This window comes from Streptosporangium sp. NPDC048047, from assembly GCF_040653115.1.
Lineage (GTDB): Bacteria > Actinomycetota > Actinomycetes > Streptosporangiales > Streptosporangiaceae > Streptosporangium.
Window position 1 is genome coordinate 21,924 of record NZ_JBEZNH010000010.1, and the last position, 14,261, is coordinate 36,184.

Annotated in this window: 14 protein-coding genes; 11 read left to right on the forward strand and 3 right to left on the reverse strand. The window is 70.8% G+C overall.

What is annotated here, in order from left to right:
* Nucleotides 1-489 precede the first annotated feature (489 nt).
* Genes AB0D67_RS11375 through AB0D67_RS11385 form a run of 3 tightly spaced genes read left to right on the forward strand, consistent with a single transcriptional unit; the run spans nucleotide 490 to nucleotide 5,868 of the window.
* Nucleotides 490-3,291, forward strand: coding sequence for a transglycosylase domain-containing protein (locus AB0D67_RS11375; protein ID WP_362932502.1), 2,802 nt, complete (start codon nucleotides 490-492; stop codon nucleotides 3,289-3,291).
* Nucleotides 3,291-4,634 carry a glycosyltransferase 87 family protein gene (locus tag AB0D67_RS11380; RefSeq protein WP_362932504.1) on the forward strand — a complete coding sequence of 448 codons (1,344 nt, stop codon included), beginning with the start codon at nucleotides 3,291-3,293 and terminating at the stop codon, nucleotides 4,632-4,634. The genes AB0D67_RS11375 and AB0D67_RS11380 overlap by 1 nt, the downstream gene beginning before the upstream one ends.
* Entirely contained in the window at nucleotides 4,615-5,868 is a 1,254-nt protein-coding gene (locus AB0D67_RS11385; protein WP_362932506.1) for a mannosyltransferase family protein, read from the forward strand. Before AB0D67_RS11380 ends, AB0D67_RS11385 begins: the two co-directional genes overlap by 20 nt.
* A gap of 174 nt (nucleotides 5,869-6,042) precedes the next feature.
* On the opposite strand, the gene AB0D67_RS11390 is transcribed toward AB0D67_RS11385, so the two are convergent.
* Nucleotides 6,043-6,801 (reverse strand): deoxyribonuclease IV, encoded by a 759-nt coding sequence (locus tag AB0D67_RS11390; protein WP_362932508.1) that lies wholly within the window; start codon nucleotides 6,799-6,801, stop codon nucleotides 6,043-6,045.
* Between the two features lie 115 nt (nucleotides 6,802-6,916).
* On the opposite strand from AB0D67_RS11390, the gene AB0D67_RS11395 reads away from it, so the two are divergent.
* Nucleotides 6,917-7,093 carry a hypothetical protein gene (locus tag AB0D67_RS11395; protein ID WP_362932510.1) on the forward strand — a complete coding sequence of 59 codons (177 nt, stop codon included), beginning with the start codon at nucleotides 6,917-6,919 and terminating at the stop codon, nucleotides 7,091-7,093.
* A gap of 118 nt (nucleotides 7,094-7,211) precedes the next feature.
* Here AB0D67_RS11395 and AB0D67_RS11400 read toward each other — a convergent pair whose 3' ends face one another.
* Nucleotides 7,212-7,523 carry a hypothetical protein gene (locus AB0D67_RS11400; RefSeq protein ID WP_362932512.1) on the reverse strand — a complete coding sequence of 104 codons (312 nt, stop codon included), beginning with the start codon at nucleotides 7,521-7,523 and terminating at the stop codon, nucleotides 7,212-7,214.
* A 258-nt stretch (nucleotides 7,524-7,781) separates the two neighbouring features.
* On the opposite strand from AB0D67_RS11400, the gene rpsF reads away from it, so the two are divergent.
* The 7 genes from rpsF to AB0D67_RS11435 all read left to right on the forward strand — a co-directional run bounded on the left by rpsF (nucleotide 7,782) and on the right by AB0D67_RS11435 (nucleotide 12,519).
* Nucleotides 7,782-8,072, forward strand: coding sequence for a 30S ribosomal protein S6 (gene rpsF / locus AB0D67_RS11405; protein WP_189246906.1), 291 nt, complete (start codon nucleotides 7,782-7,784; stop codon nucleotides 8,070-8,072).
* Nucleotides 8,073-8,147: 75 nt separating this feature from the next.
* Nucleotides 8,148-8,708 (forward strand): single-stranded DNA-binding protein, encoded by a 561-nt coding sequence (locus tag AB0D67_RS11410; protein ID WP_362932514.1) that lies wholly within the window; start codon nucleotides 8,148-8,150, stop codon nucleotides 8,706-8,708.
* Between the two features lie 153 nt (nucleotides 8,709-8,861).
* Nucleotides 8,862-9,098: a 30S ribosomal protein S18 gene (rpsR, locus tag AB0D67_RS11415; protein WP_012895699.1), complete on the forward strand. Its 237-nt coding sequence runs from the start codon at nucleotides 8,862-8,864 to the stop codon at nucleotides 9,096-9,098.
* Nucleotides 9,099-9,112: 14 nt separating this feature from the next.
* Nucleotides 9,113-9,559, forward strand: coding sequence for a 50S ribosomal protein L9 (gene rplI / locus AB0D67_RS11420; RefSeq protein WP_362932516.1), 447 nt, complete (start codon nucleotides 9,113-9,115; stop codon nucleotides 9,557-9,559).
* A 179-nt stretch (nucleotides 9,560-9,738) separates the two neighbouring features.
* Nucleotides 9,739-10,614, forward strand: a complete 876-nt coding sequence (locus AB0D67_RS11425) for an ABC transporter substrate-binding protein (protein ID WP_362932518.1) — start codon at nucleotides 9,739-9,741, stop codon at nucleotides 10,612-10,614.
* Nucleotides 10,611-11,636 (forward strand): amino acid ABC transporter permease, encoded by a 1,026-nt coding sequence (locus AB0D67_RS11430; protein WP_362932520.1) that lies wholly within the window; start codon nucleotides 10,611-10,613, stop codon nucleotides 11,634-11,636. Before AB0D67_RS11425 ends, AB0D67_RS11430 begins: the two co-directional genes overlap by 4 nt.
* 139 nt (nucleotides 11,637-11,775) lie before the next feature.
* Nucleotides 11,776-12,519 carry an amino acid ABC transporter ATP-binding protein gene (locus AB0D67_RS11435; RefSeq protein ID WP_362932522.1) on the forward strand — a complete coding sequence of 248 codons (744 nt, stop codon included), beginning with the start codon at nucleotides 11,776-11,778 and terminating at the stop codon, nucleotides 12,517-12,519.
* A 134-nt stretch (nucleotides 12,520-12,653) separates the two neighbouring features.
* Here AB0D67_RS11435 and AB0D67_RS11440 read toward each other — a convergent pair whose 3' ends face one another.
* On the reverse strand, nucleotides 12,654-13,964 hold the full coding sequence (locus AB0D67_RS11440) for an MATE family efflux transporter (protein WP_362932524.1): 1,311 nt from the start codon (nucleotides 13,962-13,964) through the stop codon (nucleotides 12,654-12,656).
* Between the last annotated feature and the right edge of the window lie 297 nt (nucleotides 13,965-14,261).

Here is a 14,261-nt window from a genome sequence, read left to right on the forward strand (position 1 = left end):
CGGCGCGTCATATCTCCGCAATTAACGACTTTCTCAAGAGGTTGGGAGGAAAGCGTAAAAAGCCGTAGTCTGGCGGCTATGTGGTCACGGCTGATCGTGTCGGGAGACGGGTCCCGCATGGCCTGGACCGCCCGTCGATACGGGAAATCCCGGCCTGTCGCGGCCGAGGTCTGCCAAGGTTGTTCTGGGAGTCACCGGAAGACCTCGATCGTCCTCGGCAACGGAGATCCACCCGAACGGGCCGGCCAGTTGTGGGCCAAGGCGACGAGATCATCCGCCTGCGGGAGGTAACCTCGCCGCGCCTGTACGCCGCCGTAGACCTTGACGACCGAACGAGGACGCGTGAGTTACAGCAGCAGCAATGACCCGGAGCCGGGCGGAGACCGGCGAAGTCCGGACCCTTCGGCTCGCCAGGGGCGGCGCCGCCGCTCCGGCGCGGGGGCCGCTTCTCCTCCGGTTCCCCCGGCTCAACCGTCTCAAACCGGCGACATGGCCGTGAACCGCGGGCCGTCCCAGGCACAGCCGGGGCGGCCTCCGTACGGCTCGGGCCGGAACGACACGGTACGGCTGCCACAGGGCGCGGGGCCCGACCCCCGCGCGCCGTACGGCCCGGCCACCGGCCGCCGCCAGGAGGCGGCCTTCGAGGACACCCAGGCGATGCTCGCCGCGGCGCGGGGCGCCGCCCACACCGGCGGCGTTCCGGGAGCCGAAGGCCGTGACGCGGCTCAGGAGACCCGGGTGCGGGCCGCCGGGCCGGGGAACCGTTCCCTGGACGCCAACGAGACCCAGGTGGCCGGCCGCTTCGCGGCCGAGGGCACGCCAGGCCCCAGGCGCAGGCGGGCACGCGGGCGCGGGGCGTCCGGACCGGGCGGTCCCGAGGGCCCCGGCGGCGGGCACGGTGACGACGGATCCGGCGACGACGGGCCCGGTGACGGCAGGCGTAAGGGCTGGAAGCGGTTCCTGCCGAGCTGGAAGATCCTGGTGGCCGGCTTCGTGGTCGTCGCCGCCGGCGTCTTCGGCATGATCGCGGTCGGCTACGCCAACACGCCCGTCCCGTCGGACGCGGACGCCAAGGCCAGCGTGGACGACCGGGGCAGCGTCTTCTACTACGCCGACGGCAAGACCGTCATCGCCCGCATGGGCACCAAGCGCACCCCGGTGACGATCGAGAAGATCCCCTTGCACGTCCAGGACGCGGTGATCGCCCTGGAGAACAGGACCTTCCGCACCGACAGCGGCATCGACATCAAGGGCATGGCCCGCTCGCTGTGGAGCACCGCGTCCGGCACCCAGCTTCAGGGCGCCTCGACCATCACCCAGCAGATGGCCCGCGGCTACTACGACGGCCTCGACAAGGAAGTGTCGATCAAGCGGAAGGTCAAGGAGATCTTCGTCGCCGTCAAGATCAGCAAAGAGCTCTCCAAGGACGAGATCCTCACCCGCTACCTGAACACGATCTACTTCGGCCGCGGCGCCAACGGCATCGAGGCCGCCGCCAAGGCGTTCTTCGGCAGGCACGTCTGGCAGCTCACCCCGCCGCAGGCCGCCTACCTCGCGGGCCGCATCCAGAACCCGAGCCGTTTCGACGTGCTGGAGCAGGAAGGCAACTTCGCCGCCACCAAGGAGCGCTACACCGTCGCGCTGCGGAACATGGCCGAGATGGACCCGGCCAAGTACGGCAAGTACGCCGACACCCCCTTCGAGAAGCTCAAGTTCGTCAAGGTCAAGACCACCGACATCTACAAGGGCATCCGCGGTTTCATGCTCGACATCGCGCGCCAGGAGCTCGCCCGGCGCGGCATCACCAAGCAGATGCTGGAGACCCAGGGGCTGAAGGTCTACACGACCTTCGACGAGCAGAAGATGAAGGACGCCCAGAAGGTGGTCAAGGCCCGCACCGCCGGGCTCGACCCCACCATCCACGCCAGCATCGCCTCGGTGGACCCCAGGAACGGCCGGGTGGTCGCCTTCTACAGCGGCGACGACTACCTCAAGGTGTACGGCAACCGCGCGTTCACCTCGCCCAAGCAGGCGGCGTCGGCGTTCAAGCCGTACGTCCTCGCGGCGTGGCTGGAGAAGGGCTACTCCCTCGACAGTTATGTTGACGGCGTGTCGAAGATCAAGATGCCGGGCACCACGGAGATCGGCAACTCCCACGCCGCGCCGTACGGGCCGATCAACATGGTCAAGGCCATGGCCGACTCGGTGAACACCGTCTTCGCGCAGATGGGCGAGGAGGTCGGCCTGGATGCCGTCGCCCAGATCGCCAAGGACGCCGGGGTCGGCGAGGCGGCCAAGAACGTCCCGGGCTATCGCGGCCTGAACGCGGTCGACTACGCGATCGAGGAGCAGAAGTACCAGACCACGATCGGTGTCGCCTCGGTCACCCCGGTCGAGCAGGCCGCCGGATACTCGATCTTCGCCAACGCCGGCAAGCACGCCGACTGGCACACCGTCATCAAGGTGACCGGCCCCGACGGGGTGGTGCTGCCCGAGCTGGCCAACACCCGCGAGGTCATCACCCCCGAGACCGCGGCCGACGTGACCGTCGCGCTGCAGGCCGTCGTCAAGAGCGGCACCGGCACCGCGGCGAACCTCGGCACCCGTCCGGTGGCCGGCAAGACCGGCACGAACAACGCCTACAAGGACGCCTGGTTCGTCGGCTTCACCCCGCGGCTGGTCACCGCGGTCGGCATGTCCAAGGACGTGCCGTACAACAAGCCGGTCGGCGCGTCCGGCCGACGCCCGCTCAAGGTCGACAAGTACGGCCAGCCGGTCAGCAAGAAGGCCAAGCCGTCCTGGGCCGAGGAGCCGATGCCGGCCTTCATCGGCGGCGGCGGCACCCCGACCCAGATCTGGCACGACTACATGGCCCTGGCCACCGCCAAGGACCCGGTCGAGCAGTTCCCGACGCGGGTCGACGCCGGTCAGCCGCACAACCTGGTCGACCCCAAGCCGACCCCGACGCCGACGGCGGAGTCGGAGCAGCCCGACGACCCGTTCGACCAGAGCTGGCCGAACGACGGCGACCCGGACAACCCGTCCGTCGACGACGGGGGCTGCCAGCCCGGCGACCTGTCCTGTGACACACCGCAGGACAGCACCGACGACGCGCCCCTCCCCGACGACGGCGGGGGCGGCGACATCGGCAACGGTCCCGGCAACGGCGGCGGGAACGGCCCCGGCAACGGCAACGGTCCCGGCAACGGGAACGGGAGCGGCGACGTCGGCACCACGAGCCCCGGAGCGGCGATCATGCCGAGCCCCGAGCCGTCCCGCCGGCGGCCCTGATGAAGGCGAACCGGCCCGGGTGGCTCACCACGTCCCGTGAGAGCGGAGAGATCCCGTACCTCCCCCTGACCCTGCTCGCGGGGCTGGGGGCGGTGCTCGCCTACCTGTGGAAGTGGCCGTGCCGCTTCGGCGGGGCATGGAACGACGGCACCCTCCAGTTCACCAACTTCTGCTACACGGACATCTATCCGCTGTGGTGGAACGAGAAGCTCAACGAGGGCAAGGTCCCCTACTTCGACCACCCCGTCGAGTACCCCGTCGGCATCGGCGGGATCATGGAGTTCTTCCGCAGGCTCGTCGGGCCGACCAGCGATCCCCCGACGGCGTTCTACGACCTGACCACGGTCCTGATGGCCGTCTGCCTGATCGGGGGCGTGCTGCTGACGGCGGCGCTCGCCGGGCCGGCCCGGCGCTGGGACGCCGCGTGGTACGCGCTCGCCCCGGCGCTGATCCTCACCGCCTACATCAACTGGGACCTGGCCGCGGGGGTGCTCGCGCTCGGCGGGTTGCTGGCCTGGTCGAAGCGGCGGCACGTGCTCGCCGGAGTCCTGCTCGGGCTGGCCGTCGCCACGAAGTTCTACCCGCTGATGTTCTTCGGTCCGCTGTTCCTGCTGACCTGGCGCACCGGCCGGTGGAAGGAGTTCGCCCAGACCGCCGCCGGCGCGGCCGGAACCTGGCTCGTCGTCAACGTGCCGATCATGCTCCTGGCCTTCGACGGCTGGAAGCGGTTCTACGTCTTCAGCCAGGAGCGACCCGCCGACTGGGGATCGATCTGGTTCTTCTTCTCCCAGAAGCAGTGGCCGCTGCTGGGCGACCCCGAGCGGGTCGACAGCCTCGGCATCGTCACGCTGGGCCTGCTCTGCCTGGGCATCGCGCTGCTCGCCCTGGCCGCGCCGACCAGGCCCCGGCTGATGCAGCTCTGCTTCCTGGCGCTGGCCGCGTTCATGCTGACCAACAAGGTGTGGTCGCCGCAGTACGTGCTCTGGCTGATCCCCTTCGCGGTGCTGGCCCGGCCGAACTGGAAGCCGCTCGCGCTGTGGATGGCCGCCGAGTGCTGGTACTTCTTCGCGATCTGGCTCTATCTCGTCGCCCTCCAGCCGGGCAACGCCGACCTCGGCATCTCCGGTGACACCTATTTCACCGCGGTGTGGGGGCGGGCGATCACCATCGTGGTCATGATGGCCTTCGTGGTCCGCGACATCCTGCGGCCGGAGAAGGACGTGGTCCGCCGGAGCGGCGTCGACGACCCGTCCGGAGGCGTCTTCGACGAGGCGCCCGACCGTTTCCGCCTCGGCGGCTCCCCCGGCTTCGTGCTCCCGGACAATGACCCCGCGCACGCCTGAGCCCGGCCCGGAGCCGGTGCCGACCGGCGGCGACGGCGGATCCGAGGAGACCTCCGACGCCGGCGGGCCCGGTGCCGGCGGTCCGGTCGAGACCGCCGTCGCGCGGAGGACTGCGCCGCCGTCGGCGCCGCCCGCGCCGCGCGACGCCCGCACGGAGGCGATGCTGCTCTGGCTGAGCTCCCGGCTGGGAGTCGTCGTCCTCTCCCTCGCCGCGGGGGCCGGGGCCGTGTCGCAGGTGGCGTCCATGCCGTTCCTGGACCGCTGGCGGCACTGGGACGCCCAGCTGCTCATCATCATCGCCGAGCACGGGTACGGCGGCGACCCTGCGGCCAAGCCCGACGCGGGGCTGCCCGCGTTCTTCCCGGGGATGCCGCTGGCGCTGCGGGTGGTACGGCCCCTGGTCGGCGACTGGACGCTCGCGGGGCTGCTGATCTCCCTGGTCGCGGGGGCCGTCGCCGTGGTGGCGCTGGCCCGGCTGGCGGAGTTCGAGGGGCCGCCGGGGACCGGGTGGCGCGCCGTGCTGACGCTGCTGCTGTGGCCGATGTCGGTCTTCCTGTTCGTCGGCTACAGCGAGGCGCTGTTCCTGGCCTTCGCGCTCCCGGCCTGGCTGGCGGCGCGTCAGGGCCGCTGGCCGCTGGCCGCCGCCCTCGGCGCAGGCGCCTCCTGCGTGCGGATCACCGGCCTGTTCCTGGCGCTCGCGCTGGTGGTGGAGTTCTTCACCCACCGCCGGCCGGTACGGCAGGCGGCCTGGCTCGCGGTGCCGTTCGTCCCGCTGGGGCTGTACTCGGCCTACCACTACACCCGCACCGGCGACTGGCTGGCCTGGAAACACGCGCAGGAGGCCGGCTGGGGCCGCCAGCTGGTGTGGCCCTGGCAGTCGCTGTCCACGACGTGGACCTCCGCGATGGGCGACGGGCAGTTCGCGTGGGCGTTCCGGATGGAGATCGCCGGGGCGTTCGTCGGGGTCGGGCTGGTGCTGGTCCTGCTGTACCTGCGCCGATGGAGCGAGTTCGTCTACGTGGGGCTCCAGGTGGGCGCCCTGATCTGCTCCGCCTTCTACCTGTCGATCCCGCGGTCCGCGCTGCTGTGGTGGCCGCTCTTCCTGCTCCTCGCGCGGGTGAGCGCCACGGGGCCGCCCTGGCGACGGTGGATCATCGCCGTCTACGCGCTGGTGGCGGGCCCGCTCATGGCGCTCAACACGCTGAGCTTCATGCAGGGCGCCTGGGTGGGGTGAATACCTTTACCCGATTTCGGCGGTGAATAATCCAGATAAGTTATCCACAGGCTGTGGATTGAATCCGCCGGACGCCCCGGGGCCGGCGCGGGACCCTTCACGGGCCGTTTCCGGGCCCTCCTCCCGCGGCCGTTCCGCGGATCCGCGCCGTGGCGGGGACCCGCGGAGCCGGCCCTAAAGCCTCTTCCTGAGCAGGGCGATGTCCTCGGCCTGGCCGGCGGACGGGGTCTCCACGATGATCGGAGCGTCCGCGCTCCGGCACACCTGGAGGATGAGCTCGGTGTCGATCTGGCCCGCGCCCAGGTTGGCGTGCCGGTCAGCGCCCGACCCGGCGGCGTCCCGCGAGTCGTTGCAGTGGACCAGGTCGATCCGGCCGGTGATCGCCCTGATCCGGTCGACCACGTCGGCCAGGTCCTCCCCGGCGGCGTGGGCGTGACAGGTGTCCAGGCAGAAGCCCACGTCGAAGCCGTCGAGGGCCTCCCAGAGCCGGGCGATGCGGTCCAGCCGCCGTGCCATCGCGTTGCCGCCGCCCGCGGTGTTCTCGATGAGCACGGGGACCTCGTGCTCCTCCAGACGCTCGAACACCTTGCGCCAGTTGTCGAAGCCCTTCTGCGGGTCGTCGCCGGCCGTCACGTGCCCGCCGTGGACGATCAGGCCTTTGGCCCCCAGCTCCGCGGCGGCCGCGAGATGGGCGCTCAGCAGCTTGCGGCTGGGGATGCGGACGCGGTTGTTCACCGTGGCCACATTGATCACGTAGGGGGCGTGGACGTAGACGTCGACCCCCGAGTCCCTGATCTCGCGGGTCTTCTCCTCGACGACCGGGCCCTTCCAGCCCTGCGGGTCACCGAGGAAGAACTGCACGGCCTCGGCGTCGCACGCCCTGGCGTGGGCGAGCGGGTCGTCCGAGGAGACATGGGCTCCGATACGCGGCATGTGTTCGAGCCTAACCGTTTCAGGGCCCCGCGCACGGGCAGTCGGACGGCGCGCCCCACGCGCTCCCGGCGTACCCCCCACACCGGCCCCCGGCGGGCCGACGCAAGGAGTCGAGATGGCTTACCGCAGCAGAGGAATCAGCCTGATCGGGCTGATCTACATCATCATCGGCGTCTACGTGGCCTGGGTCCACGACTACATCACCCCGGCGCTGCTGAAGGACGTCGCCAGAGCACTGCTGGCGATCTTCTTGTGGTTCCTCGTCCTGCTGGGCGTGGACCTGCGGTTCTAGATTCTGTTCTGTGGACACGTGCCCGCGCGGGTGCGAACCCGCGCGGGCACGGGCCCGCCACCGTACGGACCGGTGGGCCAGGCGGCCCGTGGGCCCACGAGTCCACGGGGTCACCGGATCACGGGTAGAAGCCGCCGTGGTAGACGCCGAAGGCCAGGCCGACGAACGAGGCGACGATGCCGACGATGTTCAGCGAGCGCTCCGCCGTGGTCGCCGAGATGTACTGGGAGTAGAGCCCGCCGACGAACCCCAGCACGCCCAGCCACGCCGCGAACACGTGGGCTCCGGGGTTGAACCCGCAGGCGAAGGCCACCAGGCCGAAGACCAGCGTGACGACGCTCAGGAGGTTCTCCAGCGGGTGCCGCCGTCCGTCGCTGTTCAGCCTCAGCCGGAACCTTTGGCCGCGCACGGGGCGAGACATCTGCGACATGACCCACCACTTTCCCTGTGTTCTCCCTGTGTTCTTCCTGGTGGGGGGCTTGTGCTTCCTTCTGGTAGGGGGTGCCCGGCGAGGTGGCGGCCCAACCCTTGACATCCTGGTAGGCTTGCACGGCTACGTCGCGCGGGTGTGTTTCCGCCCGCCCGCCGCCTCCGCCGCCGAAATGGGCGCCGGGGCGAAGACGTCAGCGTCCTCCTGTCACGGCACGGTGTCGTGACCGCGAAAGTCCAGAGGAGGTTGGAAGCCAGCATGCGTCGTTACGAAGTGATGGTCATTCTCGACCCGTCGCTCGATGAGCGCACGGTGGCCCCTTCCCTCGACCAGTTCCTCACTGTCGTCCGCAATGACGGCGGCACGGTGGAGAAGGTCGACGTGTGGGGTCGCCGGCGGCTGTCCTACGACATCGCCAAGAAGCCCGAGGGCATCTACGCCGTGATCGACCTGACCGCGACTCCCGCCACGGTCAAGGAGCTCGACCGGCAGATGAACCTCAACGAGGGCATCCTCCGCACGAAGGTCCTGCGCCCGGACGTGCACTAATCCCCGGCTTTTGTCGGGTGGCAGCCGTACTCTGAGCCGATAACAGCTAAGGCCGCAGGAAAGGCATCGCTAGCCATGGCAGCAGGCGACACTCAGATCACCATCGTCGGCAACCTCGTCGACGACCCGGAGCTGCGCTTCACCCCCACGGGGCAAGCCGTGGCCCGGTTCCGCATCGCATCCACTCCGCGGTTCCTCGACAAGCAGACCAACGAGTGGAAGGACGGCGAAGGGCTGTTCCTGACCTGCAACGTCTGGCGGCAGGCGGCGGAGAACGTCGCCGAGAGCCTTCAGCGCGGCATGCGGGTCATCGTCCAGGGACGGCTGCGCCAGCGGTCTTACGAGACCAAGGAAGGCGAGAAGCGCACGGTCTACGAGGTCGAGGTCGACGAGGTCGGCCCCTCCCTCCGCAACGCGACCGCCAAGGTCAACAAGACCACCCGGCAGGGTGGTGGCGGTGGCGGCGGCGGTGGCTTCGGCGGCGGTCCGGCCAATGACCCGTGGGCCTCCGCCGCGCCGACCGCGCCTCAGGGAGGCGGCGGTGGTTACGGCGGTGGCGGCGGCTTCGGCGGTGGCCAGCAGCAGGGCGGCGGCGGCTTCGGCGGCAACGACTTCAGCGACGAACCGCCTTTCTAGGACCTGCTCCGCGGGTCCCCGCCGCGGCGGGGGTCCACCGGGCAGTTCCACGGCGCCGCCCTCCGGGGCGGCCGGGGACCGCGTCCCACAACCCAGTCCATATCCGCAGCGACCATTCCCGCCTCGCGGCGGGGCTCTGAAAGGAGCACCACGATGGCCAAGCCGGCACTGCGCAAGCCCAAGAAGAAGGTTTGCCTGTTCTGCCACGACAAGATCTCCTACGTCGACTACAAGGACACGGCGCTGCTTCGGAAGTTCATCTCCGACCGTGGCAAGATCCGTGCTCGCCGGGTGACGGGCAACTGCACCCAGCACCAGCGTGACGTGGCGACCGCTATCAAGAACGCTCGTGAGATGGCGCTCCTGCCGTACATGAGCACCGCGCGCTAAGGAGGTCCGGACAGATGAAGCTCATTCTCACCAGTGAGGTCTCGGGCCTCGGCGCCCCCGGCGACATCGTCGAGGTCAAGGGCGGCTACGGCCGCAACTTCCTGCTCCCCCGCGGCTACGCGATCCTGTGGACGCGCGGCGGCGAGAAGCAGATCGCCTCGATCAAGAAGGCTCGCGACGCCCGCGAGATCCGTGACCTGGGCACCGCCCAGGAGGTCGCCGGCCAGCTCAAGGCCCTGCGCGTGGTCCTGACCACGAAGGCCGGCGAGTCGGGTCGCCTGTTCGGCTCGATCACCACCGCCGACGTGGCCGAGGCCGTCAAGGCCGCCGGCGGCCCCCTGCTCGACCGCCGCCGGATCGAGATCGCCCCGGCGATCAAGAGCCTCGGCTCGCACCGGGTCACCGTCAAGCTGCACCCGGAGGTCACCGCCGCCGTCGACGTCGAGGTCGTCGCGGCCTGACCGGTCATGCCTGACCAGGACCCCCTTCCGTCTTCTCGGGAGGGGGTCGCGAAGGGGTCTCTCTCGTCTTCTCGGGAGGGGCCCCTCTCCGTATGTATCCGTATGCCGAGACGGGGACATCGGTGACGCGGAAAATTCATACAATTTCGGAGCTGTTGCTTCGTTCATGGAGGTTTGTCGTGGTCCGTCCCTCGATCCTGTTCGCGCTCGGCGCCCTCGCGGTGGCCGTGACGGCCTGCGCCCCGGCCTCGGACACGACCCAGGCGGCCCCGTCCGGTACGGCGGGCACCCCGGCGGCGGACGCCTGCGCCAAGGAAGGGCTCGCCCTGAAGACTCCGGGCACCCTGACCATCGGCACCGACAAGCCGGCCTACGAGCCGTGGTTCAAGGACGACGCCCCGGCCAACGGCAAGGGCTTCGAGAGCGCGGTGGCCCACGCCATCGCCAAGCGGCTCGGCTTCGAGGGCGGCCAGGTGAAGTGGACGACGGTGAAGTTCGACTCCGCCTTCGCCCCCGGCGCCAAGAAGTTCGACTTCGACGTCAACCAGGTCTCCGTGACCCCCGCCCGCGCCAAGGTCGTCGATTTCAGCAAGGGCTACTACACCGTCAAGCAGGCCGTGGTCGCGCTGGAGGGCTCCCCCGTCGCCTCCGCGAGGGATCTCGCCGGGCTGCGGGACGCCAAGATCGGTGTTCAGATCGGCACCACCTCGCTGCAGGCGGTCAAGGACGTCATCCGGCCCGCCAAGGAGCCGAACGTCTACAACGAGCAGATCGACGCGGTGAACGCGCTGAAGAACAAGCAGGTCGACGCCGTGGTGGTGGACCTGCCCACCGCGTTCTACGTGACCGCGGCCCAGGTCGAGAACTCCAAGATCGTCGGCCAGTTCGGCTCCGTCTCCGGTACGCCCGAGGTCTTCGGCGCGGTCTTCGAGAAGGGCAGCCCGCTGGTGGGCTGCGTCAACGAGGTCATCGACGAGCTCACCGCCTCCGGCGAGCTGGCGAAGATCGAGAGCGAGTGGCTCGGGTCGGCCGCGGGCGCGCCGGAGCTGAAGTGACGGGAAGCGGCGACCGGGACCGCGCGACCCCGGCGGACGGCGGCTCGCGGGTCCGGGGTGACGGCGCCGGACCCCCGGCCGGCGGCGCGCGGACCTCGGGCGACGGGGCGGCCTCCCCGGCCGGTGGCGCCGCGGTCCCGGTCGACGACGGCGCGCAGGCTCCGGCCGGGACCGCGGCGGTCGCGCCGGACTGGGTGAAGAGCGCGCGGCAGGTGGAGCGCGAGCGCCTGCGCCGGCGGCGGACGGCCCGCTCGGGCTCGATCGCGACGGCCTCGACGGTGCTGGTGATCGTCCTGCTGCTGTGGGTCCTCACCGCCTCGCCCGGCTGGCCCAGGGTCCGGGAGACGTTCTTCGACCCTGAGCAGTTCGTCTCGGCGCTGCCGGACGTCCTGAGCGGGTTCCTGCTCAACATCAAGATCTTCCTGATCGCCGAGCCGCTGATCCTGGTGGTGGGGCTGCTGGTCGCGCTGGTCCGCAGCCTCAGGGCGCCGGTCTTCTTCCCGCTGCGGGCCCTGGCGGTCGCCTACACCGACGTGTTCCGCGGCGTGCCCACGATCCTGGTCATCTATCTCGTCGGCTTCGGCCTGCCCGCCCTCGGCCTGCAGGGCGCCCCGACGGACCTGGCGACGCTGGGCGTCATCGCGCTGACCCTGTCGTACGGCGCCTACGTCGCCGAGGTGTTCCGGGCGGGCATCGACTCGGTGCACCCCAGCCAGGTGGCCGCCGCCCGGTCCCTGGGGCTGAGCCACGGCAAGGCGATGCGGTACGTGGTGGTGCCGCAGGCCGTACGGCGCGTGGTGCCGCCGCTGCTCAACGACTTCGTCTCACTGCAGAAGGACACCGCGCTGGTGGCCACGATCGGCCCGCTGGAGGCGCTGCGCCAGGCGCAGATCCACGTCGCGAGCACGTTCAACTACACGCCCTATCTGGCCGCCGCGCTGCTGTTCATCGTGCTGACCATCCCCATGGCCCGCTTCACCGACTATCTGGCGGCCCGCTCGCAGCGGCGGCGGGGCCAGTGAGCGGGCGGCACGCGGCTCCCGGCCGCCGGACGGACCGTCCGCGACCCGGCCCGCGGGATGAGGGCTCACCGTACGGCGAGCCGCCGCGCGAAGGGGACGGCCGTCCGCGGCCCGCCCGGCGGACGGGGAAGGAGACCTCATGAGCCTGCTGACCATCGACGGCGTCTGGAAGAACTACCACGGCCACAGCGTGCTGCGCGGAATCGACCTGTCGGTCGGGGCGCACGAGGTGGTCTGCCTGATCGGCGCCTCCGGGTCGGGCAAGTCCACGCTGCTGCGCTGCGTGAACCTCCTGGAGACCGTGGACGACGGCACGATCCACCTGGACGGCCAGGAGATCACCGACGTCCGGGCCGACGCCGACGACGTGCGCAGGAGGATCGGCATCGTCTTCCAGGCGTTCAACCTCTTCCCGCACATGACCGTGCTGGACAACATCACCCTGGCCCCGCGCAAGGTGCACGGGACCGGCCGGGAGCAGGCCGAGGAGCAGGCCCGAGAGCTGCTGGGCAGGTTCGGGCTGGCGGACAAGGCCCTGGCCTACCCCGACCGGCTCTCCGGCGGCCAGCAGCAGCGCGTCGCCATCATCCGCGCCCTGGCCACCAGGCCCCGCCTGATGCTGCTGGACGAGGTGACCTCGGCGCTCGACCCGGAGCTGGTCACCGAGGTGCTCGGGATCATCCGGGAGCTCAAGGACACCGGAATGACCATGATCCTGACCACCCACGAGATGGGCTTCTGCCGGGAGATCGCCGACACCGTCTGCTTCCTCGACGGCGGCGTGCTCCTGGAACGCGGTACCCCCGAGCAGGTCTTCACCGACCCCCGGCAGCCCCGCACCCGGGAGTTCCTGCGGAGCGTGCTCGACGCCCGGCGGCTCTGAGTCCCGGCCGGACCGCCGGCCTCCCCGGGACCGCCGGGTCCGGCCGGCTCGCCGGGTTCGCGGGCTCCCTCGATCGCCGGTCCTCCGGGTCCGTCCGGGTCATCGGGTCCGGCGGATCCGCCGGACCCGGCGGGTCACGCGCCGGTCACCAGCCAGCGGGAGCCGTACGCCCGCGCCCCCAGGGTGACGAGCCGGGCCGCCATCCACACCCCCAGCGCCAGCCACAGCGCCACCAGGCCGCCACCGGACTCCGCCACCAGCACGGCGGCGGGGAGGTAGGCGAGCGTCGTCAGCACCCCCGCCCAGGCGAGGTAGCGCTGGTCGCCGGCGCCGATCAGCACCCCGTCGAGCACGAACACCACCCCGGCGATCGGCTGCAGGGCCGCCACCACCCACAGGACGGCGAGCAGCTCCCGGGCCGCCTCCGGCGACGCGTCGAACAGCGCGGGCGTGAACGGCCGCAGCGCGGCCACGACGAGGAGGAGGACCACCCCGGAACCCACCCCCCACACCACCATCCGCCAGGTGGCCGCCCGGGTCCCGGCGACGTCCCCGGCGCCCAGCGTGCGGCCGGTGATGGCCTGCCCGGCGATGGCGATCGCGTCCAGGGCGAACGCCAGCAGCGTCCAGATCCTGGAGGCGATCGTGTGGGCGTCGATCTGCGCCTCTCCCATCCGGGTGGCCAGCGCGGTGGCCACGATCAGCACCGCCTGCAGGCACACCGTACGGACGACCAGGGCGACCCCGGCGGAGCCCGCCGACCTGATGCCCGCCAGGTCGGGACGGAACGGCGCCCGGTGCCGTACGAACAGCAGGGCGAGGTACACCGCGGCGGCGAGCGACTGCGCCAGCACCGTGCCCCAGGCCGATCCGGCGATCCCCCAGCCCAGGACCAGGACGAAGACGACGTTGAGCACCGCGTTGAGCGCGAAGGACCCCACCGACACAAGCAGCGGGGTGACGGTGTCCTGCATGCCGCGCAGCACGCCGGTCCCGGCCAGCACCAGCAGCATGGACGGGACCCCCAGCAGGCTGATCCGCAGGTAGGTCAGGGCCAGCCGGGCCAGCTCGCCCTCGGCGCCGAGCAGGTGGACGAGCCAGGGGGCGAGCGGCCACACCACCGCGATGATCACCAGCCCGGTCCCGGCGGCCAGCCACAGGCCGTCCACCCCCTGCCGGAGCGCCCGCCGGGTGTCGCCCGCCCCGATCTGCCGGGCCACCGACGCCGTCGTGCCGTACGCGAGGAACACGCACAGGCCCACGACGGCGCTCAGCACCGTGCTCGCCACCCCCAGTGCGCCGAGCGCCGGACCGGGCAGGCGGCCGACGATGACCGTGTCGGTCAGCAGGAACAGCGGCTCGGCGACGAGGGCGCCGAACGCCGGTACGGCCAGCCGGAGGATCTGCCGGTCGTGCTCGCGGCTCGCGGGGCGGGTAAGAGGCACCCAATCATTGTGCCTCTTACCCATCGATGGTTTCCCGGTCCGCCGGGCCCCGGGTGAGGAGCGTCACGGCGTGTCGCGCCGACTTTCTTTCCTCCACAGGCGGTGGATGAAGTTTTCCCTGGTAGAAGCGGTGTTGTGGATTTCGAGGGAGAGTTATCCACAGCGCTGTCCCCAGGCTGCCCACATGTCTGGGGACGAAGTGCACACCTTATCCACACCTCTGTCGACAGGCCGCGTTGCGATGCGGCGTGGGAAGCGGCGAGACTGTCAGACCGGCCGGGTAACAATAGAGGTGCC